Origin of the sequence: Pseudomonas violetae (genome assembly GCF_023072615.1) — a bacterium.
GTDB lineage: Bacteria > Pseudomonadota > Gammaproteobacteria > Pseudomonadales > Pseudomonadaceae > Aquipseudomonas > Aquipseudomonas violetae.
In genome coordinates this window covers 25,600-49,199 of sequence record NZ_JAKNRW010000010.1, presented here as the reverse complement: position 1 = coordinate 49,199, position 23,600 = coordinate 25,600, and the positions used below count along the sequence as shown (strand labels likewise).

The following is a 23,600-nucleotide window of genomic DNA, read 5'->3' as shown; positions in this document are numbered from 1 at the left end:
ATCAGTCCGCGCGCGGCGGGCTGTTCTGCTCGGCTAAAGTCTTGTCGTCACTGATGGCGATGGGCGTGCCGTTGTCCAGTTTGATCTGGCCGGCGGTGACCACCTGCTCGCCGTTCTGCACACCTTTGGTAATCATCACCCGCCCGTCGCGACGCTCGCCGGTTTCGATGAAACGCCGCTCGGCGATGAGGATCGGCTGATCCTTGTTATCTTTTTCAACGGAGCCGTCTTCGGCTTTTTTCTGTGCCACGACGTACAGCGAGTTGCCGTAGAGCGTATAGGTGATCGCACTCTCCGGCACGACGATGCGCACCTGTGGGTTGGGCAGCAAAACCTGCAGGCTGGCGAACATGCCCGGCAGCAGCTTGGCCTCGGGATTGGCCAGGGTGGCGCGCACTTGTACGTTGCGGGTGGTGTTCTCGACTTTTGGATTGATCGCGCTGATGGTGCCGGGGAAAGTCTGCGCCGGGTAAGCGGAAACGACGATCTGCACCGCTTGGCCAATTGCGATTTTCGGCACCGATTGTTCGGGCAGGAAAAAGTCGACGTACAGGCTGCTGAGATCCTGCAAGGTGGCGATCACCGTGCCACTGGCCACATAGTCGCCAACGTCCACCTGGCGGATGCCGATGGTGCCGCTAAAAGGCGCAAGAATGCGCTTCTTCGCCAGCGAAGCCTTGAGCTGATTGACCGTGGCCTTGTTCTTCTTGAAAACGGCGGAGAGCCTGTCGAACTCGCCTTTGGAGATAGCCTGGCTGCCCACCAGCTGGCTGCCGCGGTTGTAGTCCAATTGGGCCAGCCCGAGGTCGGCCTGGGCGGTTTCCAGCAGCGCGCTTTCGACGTCGTTGTCGAGTTGCACGATTGGCTGCCCGGCCTTGACCTTCTGTCCAGACTCGAACTGCACCTCGGTGACGGTGCCCGCAATTTCCAGACTCAGGTCAACGCCCTGCAGCGCCTTGAGGGTGCCAACGGTAGGCAGGCGGACTTGCCAAGGCTGCTCGGTGGCGGTGGCCACGGCAACACGGGTCGGCGGTTTGGGCGCAGAAAAGCCCTGGATCATCGTGTAGATGGAGAAGGCCTTGTAAGCGGCCAGGACCAGCACGATCAACAGTACAACACCCAACATGATCAGCATGCGACGGCGCAGCATATTTCCACTTCCTTGGAGAAAATCAGGGCATACAGACCGGCACATTACTCCGAGTGCGCGGGGGATTCCAATGGGTAGCGATCACATGAATAACCTGTGGCGAGGGAGCTTGCTCCCGCTGGACTGCGCAGCAGTCCCATCTTGGGGCCGCTTCGCAGCCCAGCGGGAGCAAGCTCCCTCGCCACGGGTAATGAGCTCAAATCAGGTGCAGATGGTTATCCCAGAGCCCTGCCGGCAGGTCCAGCGGTTTGGCCAATAGTTCCGCCTGGCGGCAATCGTAGTACCGGCAGCGCCCCTGGCCTGAGGTCACGACAAACCCATCAGCCACCGCACCGACCCCGGCGCAATCGGGAAGCGGTGCATCCAGGCGCACTTCGCCGCTGTCCAGGTCCCAGATGAAAAAGCGGTTGCCCCGTGGCGCTGTCAATGCCACCAGGCGCAAGTCACTGTGCACCGCAACGCTCGCGGTGTAATGACCCATCGCTTGCAACTGGTGCTCAGGCACCGGGAACGCCAAGAATGGCCGGCCGGGACGCTTGATCGCCAGCAACTCCGAGGACTCGTGTGAGGGCCCCATGAACTGCTGGCCCGCGACGATGGTACCGTCGCTGGCGATGCCCAAGTGTCGCACGCTGTTCATCTGCTGGGCGAGGGATTCCTTGCTTAGCAGGGTACCGTCCCGCTGCATCAGCACCAGGCTTGGCTCCATGGCGTTCAGATTCATCTCGACGCGGCTTTCGGCTTCGGTGCGAATGCCGCCGTTGGCCACCACCAGGGTCTCGCCATCGGGCATCCACGACACCTGATGCGGGCCGATCCCGTGAGTGGATATCTCGCCGCTGTGGACCAGTCGCTGATCTTCGAACCTGTACACCCCGAGCAGGCCTCGGCCTGGATCGGAGGTATCGTTTTCGGTGGCATACAGCCAGTCACCACTGCTGTGGATCACCGCGTGACCGTAGAAGTGCCGGTTTGGCAGCGACGTGACGGTTTGCAGCAGAGTGCCGTCGCGCAGGTCGATCAGGTAGCTCTCGGTCCCTGGACGGCGCGCCACGAATAAAGCTATGGGCTGTGTCGGGTGATTGATGATGTCATGGCAACGTTGGCCAACCTGCGTGGCGAACACCCGCGTGCCGTCCAGACGATAACCGACCGCATAGTGCTTGCCATCGGTGTCGTCCCGCGCCGAGAGCAGCAGTGGGCTCTTGTCCTTTTGCTTGAACAGCGTCCAGCCGCCCAGTGTCACTGCTCCCAGCAGCAAGCTACCTAAAGTCAGAGCCTGACGTCGCAGCATCGCAGTCGCCCTCATCAGTCACCGTCGTTGGCGTTGAAGCCCAGTTGAATGCCCAGTGCCTTGGCCAGTTCGCCTTCGTGCAGGCGATGGACGACGTTGAGGCTGTCGTAGATATCGTTGAGTTGCTGGCGACCGGCGTCGTCATTGAGCATTTCGGCCAGCGAGCGCTGATTGCTGGCGAACAGTTTCAGGGACGCGGCGTAAGCGGCGTCGATCTTGTCGGCCAAGGCTTTATGCTCGCTCGGCAACAGGCCGCGCAAGCCCTTGTTGTCGACACCTTCCCAGACGGTCCTGGCAGCGGCAAGGCTGGCTTGCATGCCGCTCAAGGAGGACTGGCTGCGCCATGCATCGGCCTGGAATGGTTGCGGCACACCCTTGCTCTGGCGCCCCATCGGCGTGCCGAGCTTTTTCTTCAGGCTGTCGAGGGCGGTGACTTGCACTCGCAGTAGATCGGCGATGGCTTCATGGGAGTCGGCATAGCGCTGGTTCGGGAACTTGCTCATCTGTGCGAGCATGCCGTCGGTGTTGTTCCAGCTTTTGAGAATGTCTTCGGCCAGCAGTTTCTGATGTTCGCCGATCGCCTTGAGCAGTGGGCAGTACTTGGCTTTCTGCGCATCGTTGGCGACGTCAGGCTTGCTGTCGAACAAGATGTATTCGTAGGCCGATAGGCCTTGTACCACCACGCTCGACTTGGCCAGGGCGGCAGCGTCGATCTGCGGTTGTGCGGTGACCAGTTGCTCGACCTGGCGGCCGACCAGGTTTTTCTTGTCTGGCCAGAACTGCACCTGCCAGGCACGGTTGCCCTCGGCCAGCGGACCGATCAATAGCGGTTGCAACTCGGCCCAGGCCTTTTGCGCATGCAGGAAGTCCTTGCGTGCCGTATCGAGATTTTCTTTACCTTCGCAGTAGGCGAGGGCACTGACAGCCAGTTGGCGGTCGGCTTCCACCCAGCGGGTATAAGTTGGCAAGATCACCGATTTGGCGATTGCCGCCGACGTGACGGCTTGCGGGTCCTGCGGGGAGCAGGCGCCCAGGGCGAGGGCGGCAAGGCTGGTAAACAACAGTTTGGGACGGAACATGTAAGGCTCCCGCTGGGTGAACGCTTATTAAAGAGAATTCAAAAACGCCAGCAACGCAGCGCGCTGCTCGGCATTGAAAGACAGAACCTGTTGCTGCGCCGCTGTCGCTTCGCCGCCATGCCAGAGCACGGCTTCGAGCAGATTGCGGGCGCGGCCGTCATGCAAAAACTGGGTGTGGCTACTGACCGTCTCCGTGAGGCCGATGCCCCACAGCGGTGGGGTGCGCCATTCGCGGCCACTGGCCTGGAATTCGGTGCGGTTATCGGAAAGACCTTCGCCCATGTCATGCAGGAGCAGATCGCTGTACGGGCGGATCACCTGATTCGCCAGTTCAGGTTCTGCGGCAGTCGCCGCAGTGGTGAATTTCGGGGTATGACAGGACTGGCAGCCGGCCTGGAAAAACAGGCTCTTGCCTGCCAGCACCTCGGGCGCGTTGACATCACGACGGGCGGGAACGGCCAGGTTGCGGCTGTAGAACAGTACCAGACGCAGGATGTTGTCGCTGACTTCCGGCTCGCCATCAGCGCCATTGCCGTTGGGCGCCTGCTTGCACGCGGTTTGCGCATCGGTGCAGTCATCGATTGGCCTGAGGCTGGTCGTGAGGCCCATGTCCCCGGAAAACGCGTGGATGTTTTGTTGGTTGAGGTTCGGTTGCCCGGCTTTCCAGCCAAATCGCCCAAGTACGGCTTTGCGCTGCACATCGTCCCAGACCAGGTTGGGCCGCCCGCTGACGCCGTTGTTGTCCTTGGCCTGCGCTTGGGCGTTGGCCAGGATCGCAGCTTGCGGGATGGCTTCCAGCAGACCCAGGCCAATCATCGGCGGTGCGATCCGTGCCGAGAAGCGCGTGTCGGGGTGCATTGGGCCGTAGCCGAGTTGGCTGATCTGCAGGGTCGGTTTGCGCAGCTCGATCTCAGTGCCGTCCTTGAAGCGCACGGGCACTGGCGTGTAATCGACCCGCACCTTGCCCTCAGGGACCACGCCGGGCACTGACATGTCCTGGAACTGGCCGCCATAAACGGGCTCTGGCACCATGCCGAGCTGCTCTATGACCTTGGCATAGGCCGGCGCATTCGGAATCGACAGCCGCACTAGCATGGACACGGCATTGGCCGCATCGGGCGTGGGCGGGTGACCGCGACCGTCCTTGATGTGACAGTTCTGGCAGCCGTTGGTGTTGAACAAAGGCCCGAGGCCATCCCGTGCTGTGGTGGTCGCCGGGGCGATGACCCAGGGGTTGCGGAAGAAGCTGTTGCCGACGCTGAAGTCCAAGCGCCGTGAGGGCGCAAGGTTGGCGGAGGGCAGGGAAAAGGCATTCTGATCAGTCTTGCGCACAGTCGTGCTGCCACCGGACTGGGCTTCTCCGGGTTCGGCCTTGGTAAAACGCGGGGCGTCATCGCACGCACTCAGGCACAGGGCCAGAAACAGTGCGGATAAGCGAAGAAGCAGCGAGGGCATCGGACATCCTGCAGAACGAGCAAAACACGGGCGCAAAGTCTAACAGGGCGACGAAGATTGAATAAGAGGAATTATCGTTTGGTTGATGCAGGGCATCCGAAACGCTTCCACAATGGACCGCGTCCAGATGTGAATGAAAAAGGCGACTCGAAGGTCGCCTTTTTCATTCAGCCAGCGTTGATCAGAATTGGTGATCAGCGTTGTCCGGGTTCAGGTCGCTGATCCCCAGTGTGCCAGCGGTGGCTTCGATCGAACCGGTCTGCTTGACCAGGGCAGCGATAGCGTCGCGGACGATCTGGTTACCAGCGGTGTTGCCTGCCGCGATCAGTTGGTCGTAGTGCTCACCCTTGTTGGCGTGGTCCACGATGACCTGCATCTTGGCCTCAGTGGCTTGCAGGTCAGCTTTCAACGCACTGTCGGCAGCCGGATCAGCTTTGGCCACCAAGGATGACAGGCTGGCGCCGGTCATCTTGGTACCGTCGGCGCGGGTGTATTCGCCCAGGTACACGTTACGAATGCCTTTGGCGTCGTAGAACTGCGAATTGTGGGTGTTATCGCTGAAGCAGTCGTGTTCATCTTCAGGGGAGTTGGCCTCCAGCGAAACCTTCATGCGCTCGCCCGCCAGTTCACCCAGGGACAGGGAGCCCATGCCGAACAGCATTTTGCGCAGGCCGGTTTCACCAGATTCGGCTTCCAGTGTTGCACGGTAGTTGTCGGTCACGTTCGGCTTCCAATTGCCGACCATTTCTTCCAGGTCGCTGACCAGCAGCTGGGTCACGGATTTGAGGTAAGCACGACGACGTTCGTTGTGACCACCGGTGGCGCCAGTGCCTTCCAGGTAGTCTGAAGCCGGACGGTTGCCAGCGCCAGGGCCGGTGCCATTCAGGTCCTGGCCCCACAACAGGAATTCGATGGCGTGGTAGCCAGTTGCGACGTTGGCCTCGGAACCGCCGAGCTCATTGAGGCTGGCGAGTTTTTCCGGGGTGATGTCTTTGACATCGATCTTGTCTTCGCCGACCTGAACTTCAGTGTTGGCAATGATGTTGGCAGTCGCGCCCGGGTTGCCCAGTGCGTGCTCGTAGGACTTGTCGACATAGTCGATCAGTCCTTCGTCCAGTGGCCAGGCGTTCACCTGACCTTCCCAGTCGTCGATGATGGTGTTACCGAAGCGGAATACTTCGCTTTGCAGGTAAGGAACGCGAGCGGCAACCCAGGCAGCTTTTGCCGCTTTCAGGGTGTCAGCGTTCGGCTTGGCGAGGAAGGAGTCGATGGCGGTCTGCAGGGTTTTTGCGGTGGATTCGGCATCGCTGTAGACGGCGAAGACCATGTCGGCGTAATGCGCGACAACGGCTTTGGCAGCGGCTTCGTCGACCTTGGCTGCAGCAGCAGGCGCCGTGGTGGTGGCGGCTGGAGTCGGCGTTGGAGCGCCAGCTTTGTCTTTACCTTCGCCACAACCGGCAAGGGAAATGGCGATGGCCAACAGACTGGCGGTAGCCAGAGGCATACGAATCATGGCGAACATCCTGCTTCGAGAAGGGGTGGAATGGCGCAGCAAGCGCGCAAAGCTGCAACATAATGCAAATCTTTCGCATTATCTGTAAAGGGTTGCAGCTGTAAATATTTCTTATTCACCCATCTCTGCAGGAGCGAACTTGATTGCGATGGGCGTGAACGATAATTCGTGCAGTCTGGATAGATGCGGCGCTCTCACGTTCATCGCGAGCAAGCTCGCTCCTACAGGATCGCCGCATTACTGCGCTTGGCCAGCTTGAGGTAAGCGCTCAACTCCCGCGCTGGCAACGGCTTGCTGTAGAAATAGCCCTGCCCCTCGTGGCAACCCTCGGCGATGATGTAGGCCTCCTGCTCGGCGGTTTCCACGCCTTCGGCAATCACCTGCATGCCCAGGCTCTTGCCCAGCTGGATGATCGCCCGGACGATCGTTGCATCGTCGTCATCGTCCAGCAGGTCCTGGACGAAGCTTTTGTCGATCTTGATCTTGTCCAGCGGCAGGCTTTTCAGGTAGCTGAGCGACGAATACCCGGTACCGAAGTCGTCGATGGCGATCAATGCGCCGGAGCGGCGCAAGCTCAGCAGGTGCTGGGCGGCGGTGCTGATGTCTTCCATCAGGCCGGTTTCCGTCACTTCCAGCTCCAGGCTGCGCGGTGGCAGGCGGTACATTTGCAGCAGGTTGTTGACCACCCTTGGCAGCTCGGCGTGGTGCAGTTGCACCGTCGACAGGTTCACGGCCATGCGCAGGTCGATGAACCCCTGGTCATGCCAGTCACGTAGCTGCTTGCAGGCTTGATCCAGCACCCACTCCCCGATGGCGATGATGGTGCCGTTCTGCTCTGCCAGCGGGATGAACAGGTCTGGCGGGACCAGCCCGTGCTCGGGGTGCTGCCAGCGAATCAACGCTTCCACACCCACCACGCGGTTGTCCCGGTAACTGATTTGTGGTTGGTAAACCAGGTAGAACTGGTCGCGGGCCAGGGCGTCGCGCAGGTCTTTTTCCAGCTCACGACGGCGGCGCATCTCGGTGTCGACGCTGGCGATATAAAACTGGTAGCGGTTGCGCGAGCGGGTCTTGGCCAGGGTCATGGTTTGCTCGGCTTTCTGCAGCAGTTTTTCAGTACTGTCGCCATCCTCGGGGAACAGCGTGATGCCGATGGTCGCGCGCAGGCGAATTTCCTGATGATCAAGGGCAAACGCTGCTTCGAGATCGTCGAGAATACTCTGGGCCAGTTCGGCAGCTTCGTAGGGTTGTTCAATATCCGCCTGGACCAGGGCGAACTGGTCGCCGCCCAGACGGGCCAGTGCACCGAGACGTCCGCTGTGGGCCCGCAGGCGATCGGCCAGGGCCAGCAACAACTGGTCGCCGGTCTGATAGCTGAACTGTTCGTTGATGCCCTTGAAGTCATCGAGGCCCACACACAGGACCGCGACCCGACGCTGCAACTTGCCGGCGTCGACCAGGATTTTGTCCAGTTGATGCTGCAACTGCTGGCGGTTTGGCAGGCCGGTGAGGAAATCGTACTGCGACATGCGCAGCAGGCTGTTTTCCGCCTCGTGGCGCAGGTGCGTGTTGCGCTCGATGGACTCGAGCAACTGGTTGGCGGTGCTGATCCAGATGCCCAGTTCGTTCTTTTCGTGCCCCTTGATCTGCGGAATCTTGTGTTCGCTGGGCCGGTCCGGGTTGATCTCGGTCAGGTGCTCAATGATCCGCGACAGTGGTTTGGTCAGCAGCCAGTGATAGACCAGATACAACACCAGGGCCATGGCCAGTGCACGCAAGACCCCGGAGATGAAGATGATCACAGAACTGATAATGAAACCCTGGCCATAGGTGGCGGTGTCGAGGGTAATGCTCAGGTCGCCGTAGTACTCGCTGTAGGGACCGCGACCCACCAGTTGCGTGGTGAAAGTGCGTTCCTTGCCAAGGATCAGGTCGGTCAGCCAGCGGCTTTCGGAATGCTGCAGGTCCCGGGATTTCTGCGCCAGCATCGCCTCGTTGGGATGGCCGATGGAGGCCTGGCGCACGGCGTCGTCCTGAAACAGGCCTTCGATGACCTGCATGCCCATCTCGCGATCCAGGCTGTAGACGGCCTGGGTCGAAGGGTCACGAAACATGTCGAGGATGCGCTCGGCATCATTGGCCACTGCCTGGTGTGTTTTATAGGCGTCGAAGACGATCTGCGCGCAGCTCAAGACCACGCCGACGATCAATGCCGACAGGAGCACGACCCGGAGCAACTTCACCGACAAGCTGTTCTTGAGTTCCAGCTTCAAAAGGCTATTCCTTGTTCCGTGCGGGTAGCATCAAGTTGCCATGAGTATTGGCAATCCCGTGACGGCAGTCAAAGGGACATTCATCCACAGGAGATTTTGCCTGCAGCTTGGTCAAAACGCAGTTGTCTGAAGTTTTCTGCTTATTGGCACTGTGTCGTCAGGCCGGCCCTTGAACTTGAGGGTGGCTGAACAAATTTTTCCTCTGGTTGATGTTAGACCGGTCTTTTGCGCACACATAAAAAAACCGGCCGAAGCCGGGTTTTCTGTACTGGACCGATCGGCGGCAAGATCCACCGCGTTATCGTTCTTCGCCAGCCAGCCAGCCAGCCGGCTGCTACAGAACTGCGGTGAGGGTAATTGCAGGCTAACAAACCGGAAAATGAGCGTCACAGTCGGCTTCCCTTGCTGTGCGCGAGAGTGATTGCGCTGTAAGACGATTCTGAAATTGTCCGGTTGACCATCGTCCCCATTTCCGGGTTCGCCCCAGTATTCACGCCGCTTCTGCCCTCCAAACTACAAAAAAACCATACAGGGCCACCACGTCGCTACGATTGTGCCCGTCAATCCGTGCACGCTAACGTCCAGCCGCATTGCTCATTTGCGACTCGCGGTCTGATGCCCCGGCCGGTTTTGCAGATGCTTTTCGGAACTCTCCAGGAGCTTTCGCCGGAGTAAACGTTAAATGGACCTGACAACGATATTTGCGCTGCGCAATCGGCGCCTGATCAAGTGTGTAACCACCAGAAAAGAGGCGATGCGTGGCAGCGACTCGACAGGTGGCGGCCAATGAGTAGCGAAGATTCTTACGGCGTGGCGAAATCCTCGTTCCGCCTTATCCCCAACTGTAACACCGTGCGGTACATGGAAGTGCCCGCCGACCTGCCGGGGGTGGTGATCTTCCTGCATGGCGTCAATGACCCCGGGGCGTCCTATGAATCGGTTGAAACCGGGTTGTGCCAGGGGGTTAACGAGCGCCTGGATCGGCCGGATCTGAAGGCGGGGCGATATGGGGCCAAATACCACGACGCCAAGCAAGCGCCTCGGGAAACGTTGAAAGATAAAGAAGAACAAATACTCGACGACCCGGACACTTATCTTTATCAGCGCGACACGGACGATCCCAAAACCCGCAGCCTGATGATCCCTTTCTATTGGGGCTATCGAGCCGCACCGGAACACGTCAAGCGTGATGATGCCGGTGATCCGTTCAGGATGCGCAACCAGTTTCAGGATGTCCGGGGCAATCGCCTGGATCGCCACTTTGCCAATGCCACCAATAACCTGGAGCAGATGTATGGCGAGGATTTCAAGGCTAACTGGAAAACCGCCACCGTCGAACACGCGAAGCCGAACAATTACCTGCTCTTCGCCAATGCGCCGCTGCGGCATTACTTTGTATTGGCCGCTCACCGTCTGGCGATGCTGGTCAGTGAAATTCGCCGGGTATCCCCTGATGAAACCATCACTATCATGGGCCATAGCCAAGGCACCCTGATCGCGTTGTTGGCGCAGGCCCTGTTGGTGGACAAGGGCCTGCGCTGCGCCGACACCCTAATTCTCGTGGACTCGCCTTACAGCGTGCTGCCCAAGGTCACCCCCCAAGACCATGACAAGTTGGGGAATGTCGATGAGGGGTACGACATCGTGCGGCGTCTGGGCAATACCGGCGTCAGTGGGGCGCTGGTCGAAATCAGCCTGGCGACCATTGCCAGCTACCTGGACGGCGGTGCCAGCGCGGTGGTCTACGCCGGCCAGGACGGCAGCTTGACGGTCCAAATGATCCACCCACCGGACGAGGCGCGCAAAGAGAGGAACCGCGAGAACCGTGGTGCCGATCCCTTCAAGTTCGGCTCCCCTAGCGGCGGCGCTCCCAGAACATGAGGCACAAAAAAGCCGCGTATCAAACGCGGCTTTTTATTGGATGCCGATCTTAAGCGGTGAAGGTTTTGCCTTCGAACTGCTCAGCCACGAATGTCCAGTTGACCAGGTTCCAGAACGCTTCGACGTATTTCGGACGAACGTTGCGGTAGTCGATGTAGTAAGCGTGTTCCCAGACGTCGCAAGTCAACAGCGGGGTATCGCCATTGGTCAGCGGGTTGCCGGCGCCGATAGTGCTGGCCAGGGCCAGGGAACCGTCAGCCTTTTTCACCAGCCAGCCCCAACCGGAACCGAAGGTGCCGATGGAAGTCTTGCTGAACTCTTCCTTGAACTTGTCGAACGAACCGAACGAAGCATTGATGGCTTCAGCCAGTGCGCCGGTAGGTTGACCGCCGGCGTTTGGCGCCAGGCAGTTCCAGTAGAAAGTGTGGTTCCAGACCTGAGCGGCGTTGTTGAAGATGCCGCCCGAGGAAGATTTGACGATTTCTTCCAGGGTCTTGCCTTCGAACTCGGTGCCTGGCACCAGGTTGTTCAGGTTCACGACGTAGGTGTTGTGGTGCTTGTCGTGGTGGTATTCCAGAGTTTCCTTGGAAATGTGCGGCTGCAGGGCATCGTGTGCGTAAGGCAGCGGCGGCAATTCGAAAGCCATGATGATTCTCCTAATCAGGTCAGTTGCGGTGAGCGCAAGGCCGATCACGGGCGGCCAGACAAGCGCCGGGGAGTTTGTACTCTTTGCGGCGCATCGGACCGGATCATAGCACCGGGGGTGCGGCATAACCACGCAACAACTGTGTGGGATAGAGGTTCCAGAAATATTCAGGGCGCAGTGATGAGTTGAAACGCTACGGTGAACATCATCACTGCCACCAGCAGGTCGAGGATCCGCCATGTACTCGGTCGGGCCAGCCAAGGCGCAAGCCATGCGGCGCCCAATGCCAGGGTAAAAAACCACAGCAATGATGCGCTTGCTGCGCCCATCACATAAGCGCCGGGCTCGGTCTGCTGCGCACCGAGCGAACCGATCAGCAGTACGGTGTCGAGGTAAACATGCGGGTTGAGCAAGGTCACGGCCAATGCGCTGAGCATCACCGCCCGCAGCGAACGTACGGTCTGACCTTCGCCCTGTTGCAGGCTCTGTTTCGAACAGGCCCGGCGCAACGCCAGGCTGCCATACCAGAGCAGGAACGCTGCGCCACCCCAGCGGGCGACCGCCAGTAAGGTCGGGTTGTGCGCCAATACTGTCGCCAGGCCGAACACTCCGGCGGCGACCAGCAGCGCATCACAGACCACGCACAGGGCGGCCACCGGCAGGTGATGTTCACGTCGCAGGCTTTGGGCCAGCACAAACGCATTCTGGGTGCCGATCGCCATGATCAGCCCCGCGGCCACTAACAGGCCGTTTACATAGCTCTGCCACATTGATGGTTACTCCGCGCTGGCTGCCAGGTCCCGTAACACGCCCATGGCGCGCTCGGCATCGGCCTGGCCGACGAATAAATGGTCGTGGTAGTAACCGGCGATCACATTGCAACTGATCCCAGCCTGTCCCAGTGCGGTTGCGAAGGCCGCTGTCAGGCCGACGGCCTGCAGGGCCGAATGCACGTTCAGGGTGATCCAGGCGGCGATGTAGTCAAAGTGCAAGCCGGCTTTTTCGGCATGGCGACGCTCCAGGATCACCGTCAGCCCTTCTTGCTCGCGAAAGCTGCCGATCAACTCAAGACCTGCCGGCAGATGGCCGTCGTGAAGGGTACAGAACACGTATTCGCCGGCGTTGAGTTGCGGGCTCATGCTGCGCAGCAGGGTTGCCAATGAAGTTTCGCCAGCCATGTGGGTGATCCTTGTCGATGAGTTCTTGCTGGCCATTCTCCCCGTGGAAGCGGTATAAGAAAAACAAATCTTACTGATCGCTCATTAGGAAAACTGATGTTCGACTATAAATTACTTTCCGCCCTGGCGGCCGTGGTCGAGCAGGCCGGGTTCGAGCGCGCTGCGCAGGTGTTGGGGCTGTCGCAGTCGGCGATTTCCCAGCGCATCAAACTGCTGGAGGCGCGGGTCGGCCAACCGGTCCTGGTGCGGGTCACACCGCCAGCGCCAACCGAAATCGGCCGGCGCCTGTTGAACCATGTGCAGCAGGTGCGTTTGCTTGAGCGCGACTTGCAGAGCCTGGTGCCAGCGCTGGACGAAGAAGGCCTGCCGGAACGCCTGCGCATTGCCCTGAATGCTGACAGCCTGGCCACCTGGTGGGCCGCCGCCGTCAGCGACTTCTGTGCCGAGCAACACCTGCTGCTGGACCTGGTGGTCGAAGACCAGACGGTCGGCCTCAAGCGCATGCGCGCCGGCGAAGTGGCCGCGTGTATCTGCGCCAGCGAGCGTCCGGTGGCGGGCGCGCGCAGTGTGTTATTGGGTGCGATGCGTTACCGCGCCCTGGCCAGCCCCGCGTTCATCGCTCGGCACTTTCCCGAAGGCGTGCGCGCTGATCAGTTGGCGAAAACCCCGGCGCTGGTGTTTGGTCCGGACGATTTCCTGCAGCATCGCTACCTGGCGTCCCTGGGTGTCGATGGGGGGTTCGAACACCATTTGTGCCCGTCCTCCGAAGGGTTCATCCGCCTGACCGAAGCCGGCCTTGGTTGGGGCCTGGTGCCTGAACTGCAGGTGCGCGAACAACTGCAGCGCGGCGTATTGGTCGAGCTTCTGCCAGATAAGCCCATCGATGTGCCGCTGTACTGGCATCATTGGCGCAATGGCGGGCAGTTGCTGGGGTTGCTGACCGAACAACTGGTGCGTTCATCCAGGCAATGGCTGGTGCCGTTGGACTGACGGGCAGCGTCAAGACTTACGCATTACGCAAAATGAAACACATCGGAGCACTACATGAAGATTCTGGTCACCGGCGCAAGCGGCTTCATCGGCGGGCGCTTTGCGCGTTTCGCCCTGGAGCAGGGCCTGGACGTGCGGGTCAATGGTCGCCGGGCCGAAAGCGTCGAACACCTGGTGCGCCGTGGCGCCGAGTTTATCCAGGGTGATCTCGGCGACCCGCTGCTGGCCCGCGACCTGTGTGTGGACGTCGACGCCGTAGTCCATTGTGCCGGCGCGGTGGGGCTGTGGGGGCGCTATCAGGATTTCCATCAGGGCAACGTCCAGGTCACCGAGAACGTGGTCGAAGCCTGCCTGAAGCAGCGAGTCCGGCGCCTGGTGCACCTGTCTTCGCCCTCGATCTATTTTGATGGCCGCGATCACCTCGGCCTGACCGAAGAGCAAGTGCCCAAGCGCTTCAAGCACCCCTACGCCGCGACCAAGTACCTGGCCGAGCAAAAAGTGTTTGGCGCCCAGGAATTCGGTCTCGAGACCCTCGCCCTGCGTCCGCGCTTCGTGACCGGTGCCGGTGACATGAGTATTTTTCCGCGCCTGCTGAAGATGCAGCGCAAGGGGCGGTTGTCGATCATCGGCAACGGCCTGAACAAGGTTGATTTCACCAGCGTACAAAACCTCAACGAAGCCTTGCTCAGCAGCTTGCTGGCCACCGGCTCGGCGTTGGGCAAGGCCTACAACATCAGCAACGGGACCCCGGTACCGCTGTGGGATGTGGTCAATTACGTGATGCGCCGGATGGAAGTCCCGCAGGTCACCCGCTACCGTTCCTATGGTCTGGCCTACAGCGTCGCCGCGTTGAACGAAGGCGTGTGCAAACTCTGGCCGGGCCGGCCCGAGCCGACCCTGTCGCGTCTGGGCATGCAGGTGATGACCCGGGATTTCACCCTGGACATCAGCCGCGCGCGGCATTATCTGGATTACGATCCAAAGGTCAGCCTCTGGACCGCCCTCGACGAATTCTGCAGTTGGTGGAAGGCTCAGGATATCCACTGACGGGGTCGTTACTGAACCGAGTTCGGGGTTCAAGGTCAATCGATGCGGTTGTGGGGGGTATACTGCGCCGCATCAAGCCATCACCGCGTTCACAAAGGTTGACTCAATGTCCATGCGTAACGATGCCAACGACGACTTCGACGATGTACCGAGCCTGCGCGCCGACAGCCTCGACGACGATGATTTTGTGCCTGCCGCGCGGCATTCCATGCATTCGCGCACGCCACCGGTGGTCAAGGTCAAAGGCCCGAGTACCGGCCCTCTGTGGGCACTGGTCGGCGCGTTGTTCATTGCCTTCGCTGGCCTTGCCTGGTGGAGCTTCCAGCAGATTTCGCTGATGGAACAACAGCTGGTAGCGACCCAGGAAAGCTTCGCGCGCATCAGCGAGGAGGCGGCAGGGCGCCTGCAGGATATTTCCGGCAAGGTGGTCGCCAGCCAGACCAATGTTTCCAGTGACAGCGAGGCGTTGAAGCTGCAGATCAAGCAACTGGAGAGCAAACTCCTGGATCAGGGCAGGCAGCAGCAAGGCGTTGTCGGCCAGACCACCGAACTGGACAAACGCCTGGCGCAGATGACGGCGCAAACCGCCGAGCTCGACAAGCGCCTGGCCCAGGCGACCGCCCAAGCCACTGAACAACAGAGCGTCAACACGCAGTTGCAGGCCCAGGTCAAAACCCTGAGCAGCGAACTCGCCACGCTGAAAAGCGCCCCCGCAGACACCAGCAAGGTCGACGCCCAGCTCAAGAGCCTCAGCGCCGATATCGCTGCGTTGAAGAAGCAGGGCAACCCGGGCGCGGCCATCGAACGACTGGAGCAGGACATGATCGTGCTCAAGAGCCAGCAGGATAATCGTCCGCCAGCGAGCGCCATTGGCAACACTGCGGAATTTGATGCGTTTCGCACTCAGATCAGCCGCAATATCAACACCCTGCAGGCGCAGATCCAGAATCTGCAAAAGCAGCTCAACGCCAGGCCATAAGGCCGCAACGCGTCCCATAGCGGCTGTGCTCGTCTACGCTCCTTGAACACCAATAGGAATGAGGAATGCGCAATGGGGGTTTGGCACAAGTTGATGTTACTGGGGGGCCTGCTGTTAATAGGGTTGGGCCAGGCACAGGCGGCCGGCACGGAAAAAGACGACAGCCAGGCCGCGAAGGCCTTGCTGGAAAAGGCCTTGGCCTACTACCACGACAATGGTGACAAGGCGTTTGCCGCATTCAGTCGTCAGGGTGAGTTTGTCGACAAGGACCGGTACGTGTTTGTGGTCGACACCAAGGGCGTGATGCTCGCCAGCGGTGGGCCGTCTTCGGCGTTGATCGGGCGGGATGTGTCGGATGTGCTCGGGCCGGACTTGCAGAAAGCCTTCAAGGACGCGTTAAAAGTGCCCGAGGGCAATGGCATTCAGCAGGCCGAATATCGCTGGCAGAACTGGTCCGACGGCAAGGTCGAGCGCAAGCACGTGTTCTACCAGCGTATCGGCCAGCGCATTCTGGCAGTGGGTTATTACCTTCCTCGCGCGTCAGCGGAGCAGGCCATGGCGTTGCTGAACAAGGCCGCTGGCGATCTGGCCAAGGATGAGAAGGGCACGTTGACCGCCATCAATTCGCTTAAAGGCGGTTACCTGCAGGATGATCTTTACGTATTCGTGGTGGACCTGAACACCAGCCGTTACGTCGCCCACGGCACCAACCTGCGCTTGATCAACACCGACTTCAGCAAGATCAAGGATCCTGAAGGCAAGCCGGTGGGAGAGCCAATCCTGGCGTTGATCGCCAAACAGGATTATGGCGAATACGAGTATCGCTGGAAGAACCCGGTGACTGGCAAGGTTGAGGCCAAGCATGCGTACCTGAAAAAGGTCGGGCATTTCCTGGTGGCTGTGGGGTATTACAGTCCATAAGATCAAAAGATCAAAAGATCAAAAGATCGCAGCCTGCCGCAGCTCCTACGCAAGCTGCGATCTTTTGCGTTAGCGAACCTTGTCCTCGCGGCCGCGCAACAACATGTTCGGCATCGCAATCGCCGCCGCCAACCCCAGCAGTGATACCGCCGCACTGACCATCAGCAAGTGTCGGAACGTCAACAGCAACTCTGCGCGCAAGGCATTCTGAGCATCCCCTGGCGCCGCGTTCAAACCGTCCAGCAGGACATTCCCCGAGTGGCCTTCGCCAAGCAGGGTTGAACTGCCCAGGTGGGCGAAGCTTGAGTCCTGCAACAGTGCCAACAGCAACGCCGACATCAAGGCCACACCGACCGCGCCACCCAGGGAGCGAAACAGGTTGGTGGTGCTGGTGGCCACGCCGATGTCCCGTTGTTCTACCGAGTTCTGCGTCCCCACCAGCGAGGTCGGAAATTGCATGCCGCCAGCGATGCCGCTGAGCAGCATGAACAGGCTGCTCCAGATCATCGACTGGGGCGGGCTGAAAGCCATGCCGAGAATCGAGATTGGCATCAGCAGCGCGCCGCTCAGGATCATCGGTTTGTAGCGCCCGGTCACCGAGGTGCGACGACCGGCGAAATAGGCGCCCATGGGCAGCCCCATGGCCAGCGGCAGCAGGTGCAGGGCGGCACTGTCGGCGCCGGCGCCGGTGACACTTTGAAAGCGCAGCGGCATCAGGACGATCAGCGAGATCGCCTGGAAGCTGGTGAAGAAAATCGTGCACCAGCACAGCAGGGCATTGCGGTTGGCGAACAGGTGCATCGGCAGCAACGGTTCCCGCGCCCGGCGTTCGTGCCAGACGAGCAGCCCCAGGACGACTACCGCACACGCGAGCAGCCCCATGACTTCGACACTGTTCCAGGCATGGCCCTGGCCGACCTCGGTAATGCCCAGCAGCAAGGCCGTCAGGCCGATAATCATCAGCACGGTGCCGAGGTAGTCGATCACCGGTTTGCGCTGCGGTACTGGCAGGCCGACCAGCGTGCGATGGGCCACCACCAGGGCGCCCACGCCCAGCGGCAGATTGATCAGAAACACCCAGCGCCACGACAGGTACTCGGTCATGTAGCCACCCAGGACTGGCCCGGCAACGCTCGCCACCGCGTACATGCTGCTGAAGTAACCCTGGTAGCGACCGCGCTCGCGTGGCGGCACGATGTCACCGATGATCGCCTGGCTCACCGAAATCATCCCCCCGGCACCAATGCCCTGGAGAATTCGCGCCAGGACCAATTGCTCCATGCTCTGGGCCATACCGCAGAACAGCGAAGCCAGGGTGAACAGGCCCATGCCGAACAGCATCAACTTGCGGCGCCCGTACAGGTCACCCAGCTTACCGTAGATCGGTACTGCCACCGTCATGGCCACCATGTACCCGGAAATCACCCAGGCCAGCAGGCTGACGTCCTTGAACTGGGCGGAGATGGCAGGCATCGACACCGCAACGATGGTCTGGTCCAGCGCGCCAAGGAAGATCGCCAGCATCAGGGCAATCAGCACGCTGCGAATCGCTGGTTTCGGCGTGTCGGGCTGGGTGAGGTTGGTCACGGTCAAACCTGCGGGCTATGGGTGATCCGCAGGCCTCGAGGCGAGCGGGGATGCTCGCCAGTGTAAATCGATAGCAGGCTATTCGATAGGCTCGTAGGGAAGGCCGACGTAATTTTCCGCAATGGTCTTGCGGCCGGCTTCGGAGTCGACGAAGTACGCCAGTTCGGATTCGGCAATGCGCTGGCTGAACCCATCGTGGTCGTCGAAGCGGTGCAGCATCGAGGTCATCCACCAGGAAAACCGCTCGGCCTTCCAGACCCGCCGCAGGCAAATTTGCGAATACTTTTCCAGCAGGTCGAGGCGGTCTTCGCGATACACCTTCAGCAAAATCTCAAATAGCGTGCTGACATCGCTGGCCGCCAGGTTCAAGCCCTTGGCGCCCGTGGGCGGAACAATGTGCGCGGCGTCGCCGACCAGGAACATGCGCCCATACTGCATCGGCTCGACCACGAAACTGCGTAATGGCGCGATGCTTTTCTCAATGGACGGCCCGGTGATCAGCGTCTCGGCCAATTCCACCGGCAGACGGGATTTGAGTTCGTCCCAGAAACGCTGATCGGACCATTGTTCGACCTTCTCGCCGGCCGGCACCTGCAGGTAATAACGGGTGCGGGTCGACGAACGCATGCTGCACAGGGCGAACCCTCGTTGATGGCGGGCGTAGACCAGTTCGTCATGCACCGGCGGTGTGTCGGCGAGGATGCCTAGCCAGCCGAACGGATACACCCGTTCAAAAATCTTCAGGTTCTCGGCCGGTATCGATTGCCGTGCCACGCCATGAAAGCCATCGCAGCCGGCGATGTAGTCGCAGTCCAGTCGATAGCTCTGGCCATCTTTCTCGAATGTGACGAAGGGTTCAGCGGTCTTCATCCCGTGGGGGACGACGTTCTCGGCGCCGTAGAAAGTGGTGGCGCCCGCGACCTGACGAGCGGCCATCAGGTCGCGAGTGACTTCGGTCTGACCGTAGACCATCACGGTTTTTCCGCCGGTAAGGGCGTGCAGGTCGATGTGCACCTGGCGGCCGTCGAGCGACAGGTCAAAGCCGTGGTGGACCAGCCCTTCGGCATCCATGCGCTGTCCAGCACCGGCCTTGCGCAGCAGCTCTACCATGCCTTGTTCAAGCACGCCGGCACGAATGCGCGCAAGGACGTAGTCCGGGGTCTGGCGTTCAAGGATGAGGGTGTCGATGCCAGCGTTGTGCAGCAGTTGGCCGAGGAGCAATCCGGATGGACCTGCGCCGATAATGGCGACTTGGGTTTTCAGGGTTTTCATTGTTCTTATAACTCGCAAGCTTCACTCGGCCAGGGCCGGTAAATGATTTTTATGGATCGAGTGCTTGCATTTTTCACTTGCGAGTCTGTCAATTGAAGGTGAAAACTGAGCCGATACCTGTACATTCTGCCAATCGGTGCGATTATCGCCCGCTACCCTCTCCGAGGCCTGATTGAAGTATGAACAAGCCTGCCCTACCTTCCATTCCGGTGTTCAAGCTTTACGGAGAAAGCCTGGACTGGCCAACGCCGGACCTGTTGCATTGTGAAACCATATCCAAACGCAGCCGCGAGCATCAGTGGGAAATCAAACCCCATCGTCACGCTGATCTGTGCCAGTTGCTCTTCGTCTTCAAAGGTCAGGCAGAGCTTGAGATCGAAGGACAGCGCACGTTGCTCACCGAATCGGCAATCCAGATCCTGCCGCCTCTATCCGTGCACGGCTTCCGTTTTTCCGAGGACGTCGAAGGGTTTGTGGTTACGCTGGCTGCGCCGCTGGTCACGCACCTGCAGGCGCAGTTGGGCAGTTCGATGAATGCCCTGGGCCAGGCCGAGAGTTACCCGGCGGGCAAGGACGGTGACTACCTCAACAGCCTGTTTACGGCGCTTCAGGAGGAGTACACCGGTCACCAACCGGCGCGGGAAATGCTCATGCATTCGCTGGTCAGCGTGATCATGGTATGGACCAGCCGCCAAGCTCTGCAGCGACGGTCTGCCAGCCAGCGTCCACAGCGGGCGCGCGAGTATCTCAACGGCTACATCCAGCTGGTGGAAGAAACCTATCGCCAGCACGTCAAGGTTGAAGACCTGGCGCATCGGCTGGGCATTTCTGTTTCGCACCTCAATGGCACCTGCCGCGAGTTGGCGGGGCAACCGGCGTTGCAGATCATGCACGAGCGACAGCTACTCGAAGCCAAGCGCCTGCTGACGTACACCAGCATGACGATCTACGAGATGTCCGACGTGTTGGGATTTTCCGATCCGACCAATTTCACCCGACTGTTTCGACGCCGGGTGGGCATTTCGCCCAAGGCGTTTCGCGACCGTTTGAAGGCCGATCAAGACAACGAAGCCTGATGCCTTTCGTCAGCGAAGGGCGTTGAGGCTGGCGTTGTGAGGAATGCAGCGCTCAAAGTTGCAGCTCGCATAATCGCGGGGCAATTGCCGCAGCTGTTCGACCCGCCAGGCAGCGGTGCCATAGAGCGCCAGCGTCGCCGCGCAGGTGATGAAAATGGCGAGGTATCTTCTTGTTTTGATGTTCATGGCGTTGACCTCTGAACGAATACCTGGAGGTACTACATTGAGCATAGGTCAGTGGTGGGGAGATGCCACTATGTCGCGGTATTCAAAATACTGATGAACGTGCTGGGAATGTAAACACTTGATGGAGTGAGCGCACCCACAAGGGTCCACATGGTTTATTCCCAACGTTGGGCCGGGTTACAGGCCGACGTCCCACTCTGGCTCTTCAGGAAACCTCAGTACCAGAAAATCCAGCATGCAGCGCAGGGTTGTCGGCATGTGCTTGCGGGACGCGTAGACCGCGTAGATGTTCATCTGCCGGGGTTCGGCCTGGGGCAGCAGCCGGATCAACTCGCCACTGAGTATGTGCACCCCGGCCTGGTAGCTCGGCAACATCGCCACCCCGGCGCCAGCCAGGGTGGCGCGTAGCAGGGTGCTCGCCTCGTTGGCGCTGATGTTGCCCTGCACCGCCACCGACACCGGCTCGCCGTCCTGCTCGAAGTGCCAGAGGCTTTTGCCGAAGTAAGAGTGGGTCAGGCAATTGTGCTGGCTCAAGTCCTCGACCCTCTGCGGAGCTGGGTAGTCGCGCAGATACGCTGCAGCGGCGCAAATGACCGAACGGCACACCGTCAGCCGCCGCGCGATCAGGTTCGGGTCCAGGTCGTTGCTGGTGCGAATGGCCAGGTCGATGCGTTCATCCACCAGGTTTACCGTACGGTCGAGCATCTGCAGGTCGATGCTGACGCCGGGGTAGCGCCTGACGAACGCGACCATGGCGTCTGCCAGTTGCGCCTGGCCGAACGAAGTGCTGACGCTGATGCGCAGCAAACCGCGCGGCGCCTCGTCCGGCGCATTGACCGCCGCCTGCATGTCGCTGGACAGCTCGAGCATTTGCCGGCAGCGCGGCAGGATCTCGCTGCCCGCAGCGGTCAGGCTCAACTTGCGCGTGGTGCGGTGCATCAGCCGCGCGCCGACCCAGTCCTCCAGCTCCGCCAGATAGCGTGAGACCACCGGCCGCGAAAGGTCCAGATGGTCGGCGGCAGCCGACTGACTGCCCAGGTCGACCACCGAGACGAACACCCGCATTGCTTGAAGACGATCCATGATTTGCTCGATTTTAGAAACAAACTATGTCTCAGCATCGCATTTTTTGTATCAGGTCAGGCAACTAAGCTCTGTCACATCGCCAATACGGCAATCAGCATCGGAGCAATACATGATCGGTTTCACTTCCCTCAAGCGTATCTTGCTGGCCGGCGCCACGTTCACTCTTGCGGCTCACGCGCTCGCGGCCCCCCTCACGCTGGATGTCTATAACCCGGGTACCCAGGCGATTTTCCCGGTCAGTTCGGTACTGGTCAGCGGTGAGAAAGAGGCGATTCTGGTGGATGCGCAATTCGGCAAATCCCAGGCTGCGCAAGTGGTGGAGAAGATCCGCGCCAGTGGCAAGCAACTGACCACTATCTACATCAGCCACGGTGATCCGGATTACTACTTCGGGCTCGACACCCTGACCGCTGCGTTTCCGAAAGCCCGGGTGCTGGCATCGCAGTCGACCGTGGATCACATCAAGCAGACAGTCGACGCAAAGCTGGCTTTCTGGGGGCCGAAAATGGGGGCGGATGTGCCGGCTAAAACCATCGTGCCGCAGGTGCTCAAAGGCGACAGCCTGATACTTGAAGGGCAGAAATTGCAGGTGGTCGGCCTTGAAGGCAAGCAGCCGGATCGCAGCTTCGTGTGGATCCCGTCGATCAAGGCGGTAGTGGGTGGCGTCGTCGTCGCGCAGAACATTCATGTCTGGATGGCCGACACCCAAACCCCGCAGTCCCATGCCGATTGGCTTGCTACGCTGCAGTCCATCGAGACTTTGGAACCGCAGACCATAGTGCCCGGCCATTACCTGGGCGAGAGCACCCGGTCGCTGGCTGCCGTGCAGTTCACCGCCGACTACATCCGGGCCTTCGACGAAGAAACCGCCAAGGCCAAGGACTCAACTGCTCTGATCGCCGCGATGAAAAAACGTTACCCGACCTTGGGCGAAGAGAGCTCGCTGGAGCTCAGTGCCAAGGTCGCCAAGGGCGAGATGAAGTGGTAAGCCATTAATTCTCCCAGGAGCAGCCTACACAGCGGCTATGTAGCAATCACCGCGATTGTGCCTGCTCCACCAACCACCCCATCATCTCGCGCAGCTTCGGCGATGGTTCTGGTTTCTCCGGGAACACCAGGTAATACGCCAACCCGGTTTTGACCTTCAGCTCAAAAGGCATCACCAGTCTTCCTGCGCTCAGGTCATCGCCGATCAACGACCAATCCCCAATCGCCACACCAGTCCCCTGTGACGCCATCGACATGGCCAGGTCCAGGGTTTCGAAATGCTGACCCTTGCCCACGTTGTTCAAGCGAATATCGGCGTTGGCCAGCCAGGCTTTCCAGTCGCGTTCGTCCTGCGTCGGGTGCAGCAACAGATGCTGTTGCAGATCATCAGGGGACTGCAGCGGTATCGGGCCTTCCAGCAAAGGCCTGGAACATACCGGGGTCAGCTGTTCGTCGAATAGGTGAAAGGACACCAGTGCTTTGTCTGGCGGCGCTCCGTACATCACCGCGGCATCGAACTGTTCGCGATGAAAATCCACTCCGTGTTTCACCGTGGTAGTCAACTCCACCGGTACATCCGGACGCTCTCTTTGCCATTGCATCAGCCGTGGTAACAACCACCGCATGACGCAGGTCGGCGCCTTCAGCTGCAGGGTCTCGCGCTTCTCGCCGATCTGGTCCACGGCCTCGTCGATCAAGCGGAAAATCTTCTGCACCCGTGGCAGCCATTCGCGCCCCTCGGCCGTCAGTTCCAGGCCCCGAGCCTGACGAATGAACAGCTCATAACCCAGGTGATCCTCCAGCCCTGCGATCTGCCGGCTCACCGCGCCCTGGGTGATGTGCAGCTGTTCGGCGGCACGGGTGAAGTTGCAGCACTGCGCGGTAATCAGAAAGGTGTGCAGCGCCGGCAGGGGAGGCAATCGTTTCATTGGGATCCAAGGTATGACGTAAGGACATGGCTAGTATGACTTTTTATCCATTGTTGAGGCGACGTGTCGCC

Annotated in this window: 21 protein-coding genes; 7 read left to right on the top strand and 14 right to left on the bottom strand. The window is 60.2% G+C overall.

Going from position 1 to position 23,600, the window contains the following annotated elements:
* Position 1: 1 nt before the first annotated feature.
* The 6 genes from L9059_RS14470 to L9059_RS14445 all read right to left on the bottom strand — a co-directional run bounded on the left by L9059_RS14470 (position 2) and on the right by L9059_RS14445 (position 8,764).
* The gene (locus tag L9059_RS14470) at positions 2-1,150 is read right to left on the bottom strand and encodes an efflux RND transporter periplasmic adaptor subunit (RefSeq protein ID WP_247291704.1); all 1,149 of its coding nucleotides are present in this window, start codon (positions 1,148-1,150) and stop codon (positions 2-4) included.
* 196 nt (positions 1,151-1,346) lie between these two features.
* Positions 1,347-2,444 carry a DUF1513 domain-containing protein gene (locus L9059_RS14465; protein ID WP_247291703.1) on the bottom strand — a complete coding sequence of 366 codons (1,098 nt, stop codon included), beginning with the start codon at positions 2,442-2,444 and terminating at the stop codon, positions 1,347-1,349.
* Positions 2,445-2,458: 14 nt separating this feature from the next.
* Complete coding sequence (locus L9059_RS14460; RefSeq protein WP_247291702.1) at positions 2,459-3,523, bottom strand: imelysin family protein; 1,065 nt, start codon at positions 3,521-3,523, stop codon at positions 2,459-2,461.
* 27 nt (positions 3,524-3,550) lie between these two features.
* Positions 3,551-4,978 carry a di-heme oxidoreductase family protein gene (locus tag L9059_RS14455; RefSeq protein ID WP_247291701.1) on the bottom strand — a complete coding sequence of 476 codons (1,428 nt, stop codon included), beginning with the start codon at positions 4,976-4,978 and terminating at the stop codon, positions 3,551-3,553.
* A 181-nt stretch (positions 4,979-5,159) separates the two neighbouring features.
* Positions 5,160-6,491 carry an imelysin family protein gene (locus tag L9059_RS14450; protein WP_247291700.1) on the bottom strand — a complete coding sequence of 444 codons (1,332 nt, stop codon included), beginning with the start codon at positions 6,489-6,491 and terminating at the stop codon, positions 5,160-5,162.
* Between the two features lie 221 nt (positions 6,492-6,712).
* Positions 6,713-8,764, bottom strand: coding sequence for a putative bifunctional diguanylate cyclase/phosphodiesterase (locus L9059_RS14445; RefSeq protein ID WP_247291699.1), 2,052 nt, complete (start codon positions 8,762-8,764; stop codon positions 6,713-6,715).
* Between the two features lie 786 nt (positions 8,765-9,550).
* Here L9059_RS14445 and L9059_RS14440 point away from each other — a divergent pair.
* Positions 9,551-10,645 (top strand): T6SS effector phospholipase Tle3 domain-containing protein, encoded by a 1,095-nt coding sequence (locus L9059_RS14440; RefSeq protein ID WP_282615473.1) that lies wholly within the window; start codon positions 9,551-9,553, stop codon positions 10,643-10,645.
* A gap of 49 nt (positions 10,646-10,694) precedes the next feature.
* Here L9059_RS14440 and L9059_RS14430 read toward each other — a convergent pair whose 3' ends face one another.
* From L9059_RS14430 to L9059_RS14420, 3 genes are all read right to left on the bottom strand, one after another.
* Positions 10,695-11,291 carry a superoxide dismutase gene (locus L9059_RS14430; RefSeq protein ID WP_247291698.1) on the bottom strand — a complete coding sequence of 199 codons (597 nt, stop codon included), beginning with the start codon at positions 11,289-11,291 and terminating at the stop codon, positions 10,695-10,697.
* A 167-nt stretch (positions 11,292-11,458) separates the two neighbouring features.
* Positions 11,459-12,061, bottom strand: coding sequence for a LysE/ArgO family amino acid transporter (locus L9059_RS14425; protein ID WP_247291697.1), 603 nt, complete (start codon positions 12,059-12,061; stop codon positions 11,459-11,461).
* Positions 12,062-12,067: 6 nt separating this feature from the next.
* Positions 12,068-12,469 carry an ACT domain-containing protein gene (locus tag L9059_RS14420; RefSeq protein WP_247291696.1) on the bottom strand — a complete coding sequence of 134 codons (402 nt, stop codon included), beginning with the start codon at positions 12,467-12,469 and terminating at the stop codon, positions 12,068-12,070.
* 96 nt (positions 12,470-12,565) lie between these two features.
* Between L9059_RS14420 and L9059_RS14415 the strand changes: the two genes are divergently transcribed.
* From L9059_RS14415 to L9059_RS14400, 4 genes are all read left to right on the top strand, one after another.
* The gene (locus L9059_RS14415) at positions 12,566-13,459 is read left to right on the top strand and encodes a LysR family transcriptional regulator ArgP (RefSeq protein WP_247291695.1); all 894 of its coding nucleotides are present in this window, start codon (positions 12,566-12,568) and stop codon (positions 13,457-13,459) included.
* 54 nt (positions 13,460-13,513) lie between these two features.
* Positions 13,514-14,506: an NAD-dependent epimerase/dehydratase family protein gene (locus L9059_RS14410; protein WP_247291694.1), complete on the top strand. Its 993-nt coding sequence runs from the start codon at positions 13,514-13,516 to the stop codon at positions 14,504-14,506.
* A gap of 106 nt (positions 14,507-14,612) precedes the next feature.
* Complete coding sequence (locus L9059_RS14405; RefSeq protein ID WP_247291693.1) at positions 14,613-15,485, top strand: ATPase; 873 nt, start codon at positions 14,613-14,615, stop codon at positions 15,483-15,485.
* Between the two features lie 72 nt (positions 15,486-15,557).
* Positions 15,558-16,406 carry a cache domain-containing protein gene (locus L9059_RS14400; RefSeq protein ID WP_247291692.1) on the top strand — a complete coding sequence of 283 codons (849 nt, stop codon included), beginning with the start codon at positions 15,558-15,560 and terminating at the stop codon, positions 16,404-16,406.
* 69 nt (positions 16,407-16,475) lie between these two features.
* Here the strand turns inward: L9059_RS14400 and L9059_RS14395 are convergent, their stop codons facing one another.
* Complete coding sequence (locus L9059_RS14395; RefSeq protein ID WP_247291691.1) at positions 16,476-17,993, bottom strand: MDR family MFS transporter; 1,518 nt, start codon at positions 17,991-17,993, stop codon at positions 16,476-16,478.
* Positions 17,994-18,071: 78 nt separating this feature from the next.
* Positions 18,072-19,265: a 4-hydroxybenzoate 3-monooxygenase gene (gene pobA, locus L9059_RS14390; protein WP_247291690.1), complete on the bottom strand. Its 1,194-nt coding sequence runs from the start codon at positions 19,263-19,265 to the stop codon at positions 18,072-18,074.
* A gap of 179 nt (positions 19,266-19,444) precedes the next feature.
* On the opposite strand from pobA, the gene L9059_RS14385 reads away from it, so the two are divergent.
* A complete protein-coding gene (locus L9059_RS14385; RefSeq protein WP_247291689.1) occupies positions 19,445-20,341 on the top strand; it encodes a helix-turn-helix domain-containing protein in 897 nt (298 codons plus the stop codon).
* A 9-nt stretch (positions 20,342-20,350) separates the two neighbouring features.
* On the opposite strand, the gene L9059_RS14380 is transcribed toward L9059_RS14385, so the two are convergent.
* Together L9059_RS14380 and L9059_RS14375 are read right to left on the bottom strand one after the other, a co-directional pair.
* On the bottom strand, positions 20,351-20,527 hold the full coding sequence (locus L9059_RS14380) for a hypothetical protein (RefSeq protein ID WP_247291688.1): 177 nt from the start codon (positions 20,525-20,527) through the stop codon (positions 20,351-20,353).
* Positions 20,528-20,704: 177 nt separating this feature from the next.
* Positions 20,705-21,610: a LysR family transcriptional regulator gene (locus L9059_RS14375; RefSeq protein ID WP_247291687.1), complete on the bottom strand. Its 906-nt coding sequence runs from the start codon at positions 21,608-21,610 to the stop codon at positions 20,705-20,707.
* A 112-nt stretch (positions 21,611-21,722) separates the two neighbouring features.
* Between L9059_RS14375 and L9059_RS14370 the strand changes: the two genes are divergently transcribed.
* Complete coding sequence (locus L9059_RS14370; protein WP_247291686.1) at positions 21,723-22,601, top strand: MBL fold metallo-hydrolase; 879 nt, start codon at positions 21,723-21,725, stop codon at positions 22,599-22,601.
* A 46-nt stretch (positions 22,602-22,647) separates the two neighbouring features.
* On the opposite strand, the gene L9059_RS14365 is transcribed toward L9059_RS14370, so the two are convergent.
* The gene (locus tag L9059_RS14365) at positions 22,648-23,529 is read right to left on the bottom strand and encodes a LysR substrate-binding domain-containing protein (protein ID WP_247291685.1); all 882 of its coding nucleotides are present in this window, start codon (positions 23,527-23,529) and stop codon (positions 22,648-22,650) included.
* Between the last annotated feature and the right edge of the window lie 71 nt (positions 23,530-23,600).

Excerpts from the sequence above, each read along its gene's own strand:
- L9059_RS14425 (WP_247291697.1), bottom strand. The coding sequence starts at position 12,061 with ATGTGGCAGAGCTATGTAAACGGCCTGTTAGTGGCCGCGGGGCTGATC.
- L9059_RS14410 (WP_247291694.1), top strand. The coding sequence starts at position 13,514 with ATGAAGATTCTGGTCACCGGCGCAAGCGGCTTCATCGGCGGGCGCTTT.
- L9059_RS14455 (WP_247291701.1), bottom strand. The coding sequence starts at position 4,978 with ATGCCCTCGCTGCTTCTTCGCTTATCCGCACTGTTTCTGGCCCTGTGC.
- L9059_RS14375 (WP_247291687.1), bottom strand. The coding sequence starts at position 21,610 with ATGGATCGTCTTCAAGCAATGCGGGTGTTCGTCTCGGTGGTCGACCTG.
- L9059_RS14405 (WP_247291693.1), top strand. The coding sequence starts at position 14,613 with ATGTCCATGCGTAACGATGCCAACGACGACTTCGACGATGTACCGAGC.
- L9059_RS14380 (WP_247291688.1), bottom strand. The coding sequence starts at position 20,527 with ATGAACATCAAAACAAGAAGATACCTCGCCATTTTCATCACCTGCGCG.
- L9059_RS14430 (WP_247291698.1), bottom strand. The coding sequence starts at position 11,291 with ATGGCTTTCGAATTGCCGCCGCTGCCTTACGCACACGATGCCCTGCAG.
- L9059_RS14470 (WP_247291704.1), bottom strand. The coding sequence starts at position 1,150 with ATGCTGCGCCGTCGCATGCTGATCATGTTGGGTGTTGTACTGTTGATC.
- L9059_RS14420 (WP_247291696.1), bottom strand. The coding sequence starts at position 12,469 with ATGGCTGGCGAAACTTCATTGGCAACCCTGCTGCGCAGCATGAGCCCG.
- L9059_RS14465 (WP_247291703.1), bottom strand. The coding sequence starts at position 2,444 with ATGCTGCGACGTCAGGCTCTGACTTTAGGTAGCTTGCTGCTGGGAGCA.
- L9059_RS14415 (WP_247291695.1), top strand. The coding sequence starts at position 12,566 with ATGTTCGACTATAAATTACTTTCCGCCCTGGCGGCCGTGGTCGAGCAG.
- L9059_RS14460 (WP_247291702.1), bottom strand. The coding sequence starts at position 3,523 with ATGTTCCGTCCCAAACTGTTGTTTACCAGCCTTGCCGCCCTCGCCCTG.
- pobA (WP_247291690.1), bottom strand. The coding sequence starts at position 19,265 with ATGAAAACCCTGAAAACCCAAGTCGCCATTATCGGCGCAGGTCCATCC.
- L9059_RS14385 (WP_247291689.1), top strand. The coding sequence starts at position 19,445 with ATGAACAAGCCTGCCCTACCTTCCATTCCGGTGTTCAAGCTTTACGGA.
- L9059_RS14365 (WP_247291685.1), bottom strand. The coding sequence starts at position 23,529 with ATGAAACGATTGCCTCCCCTGCCGGCGCTGCACACCTTTCTGATTACC.
- L9059_RS14450 (WP_247291700.1), bottom strand. The coding sequence starts at position 6,491 with ATGATTCGTATGCCTCTGGCTACCGCCAGTCTGTTGGCCATCGCCATT.
- L9059_RS14370 (WP_247291686.1), top strand. The coding sequence starts at position 21,723 with ATGATCGGTTTCACTTCCCTCAAGCGTATCTTGCTGGCCGGCGCCACG.
- L9059_RS14400 (WP_247291692.1), top strand. The coding sequence starts at position 15,558 with ATGGGGGTTTGGCACAAGTTGATGTTACTGGGGGGCCTGCTGTTAATA.
- L9059_RS14440 (WP_282615473.1), top strand. The coding sequence starts at position 9,551 with ATGAGTAGCGAAGATTCTTACGGCGTGGCGAAATCCTCGTTCCGCCTT.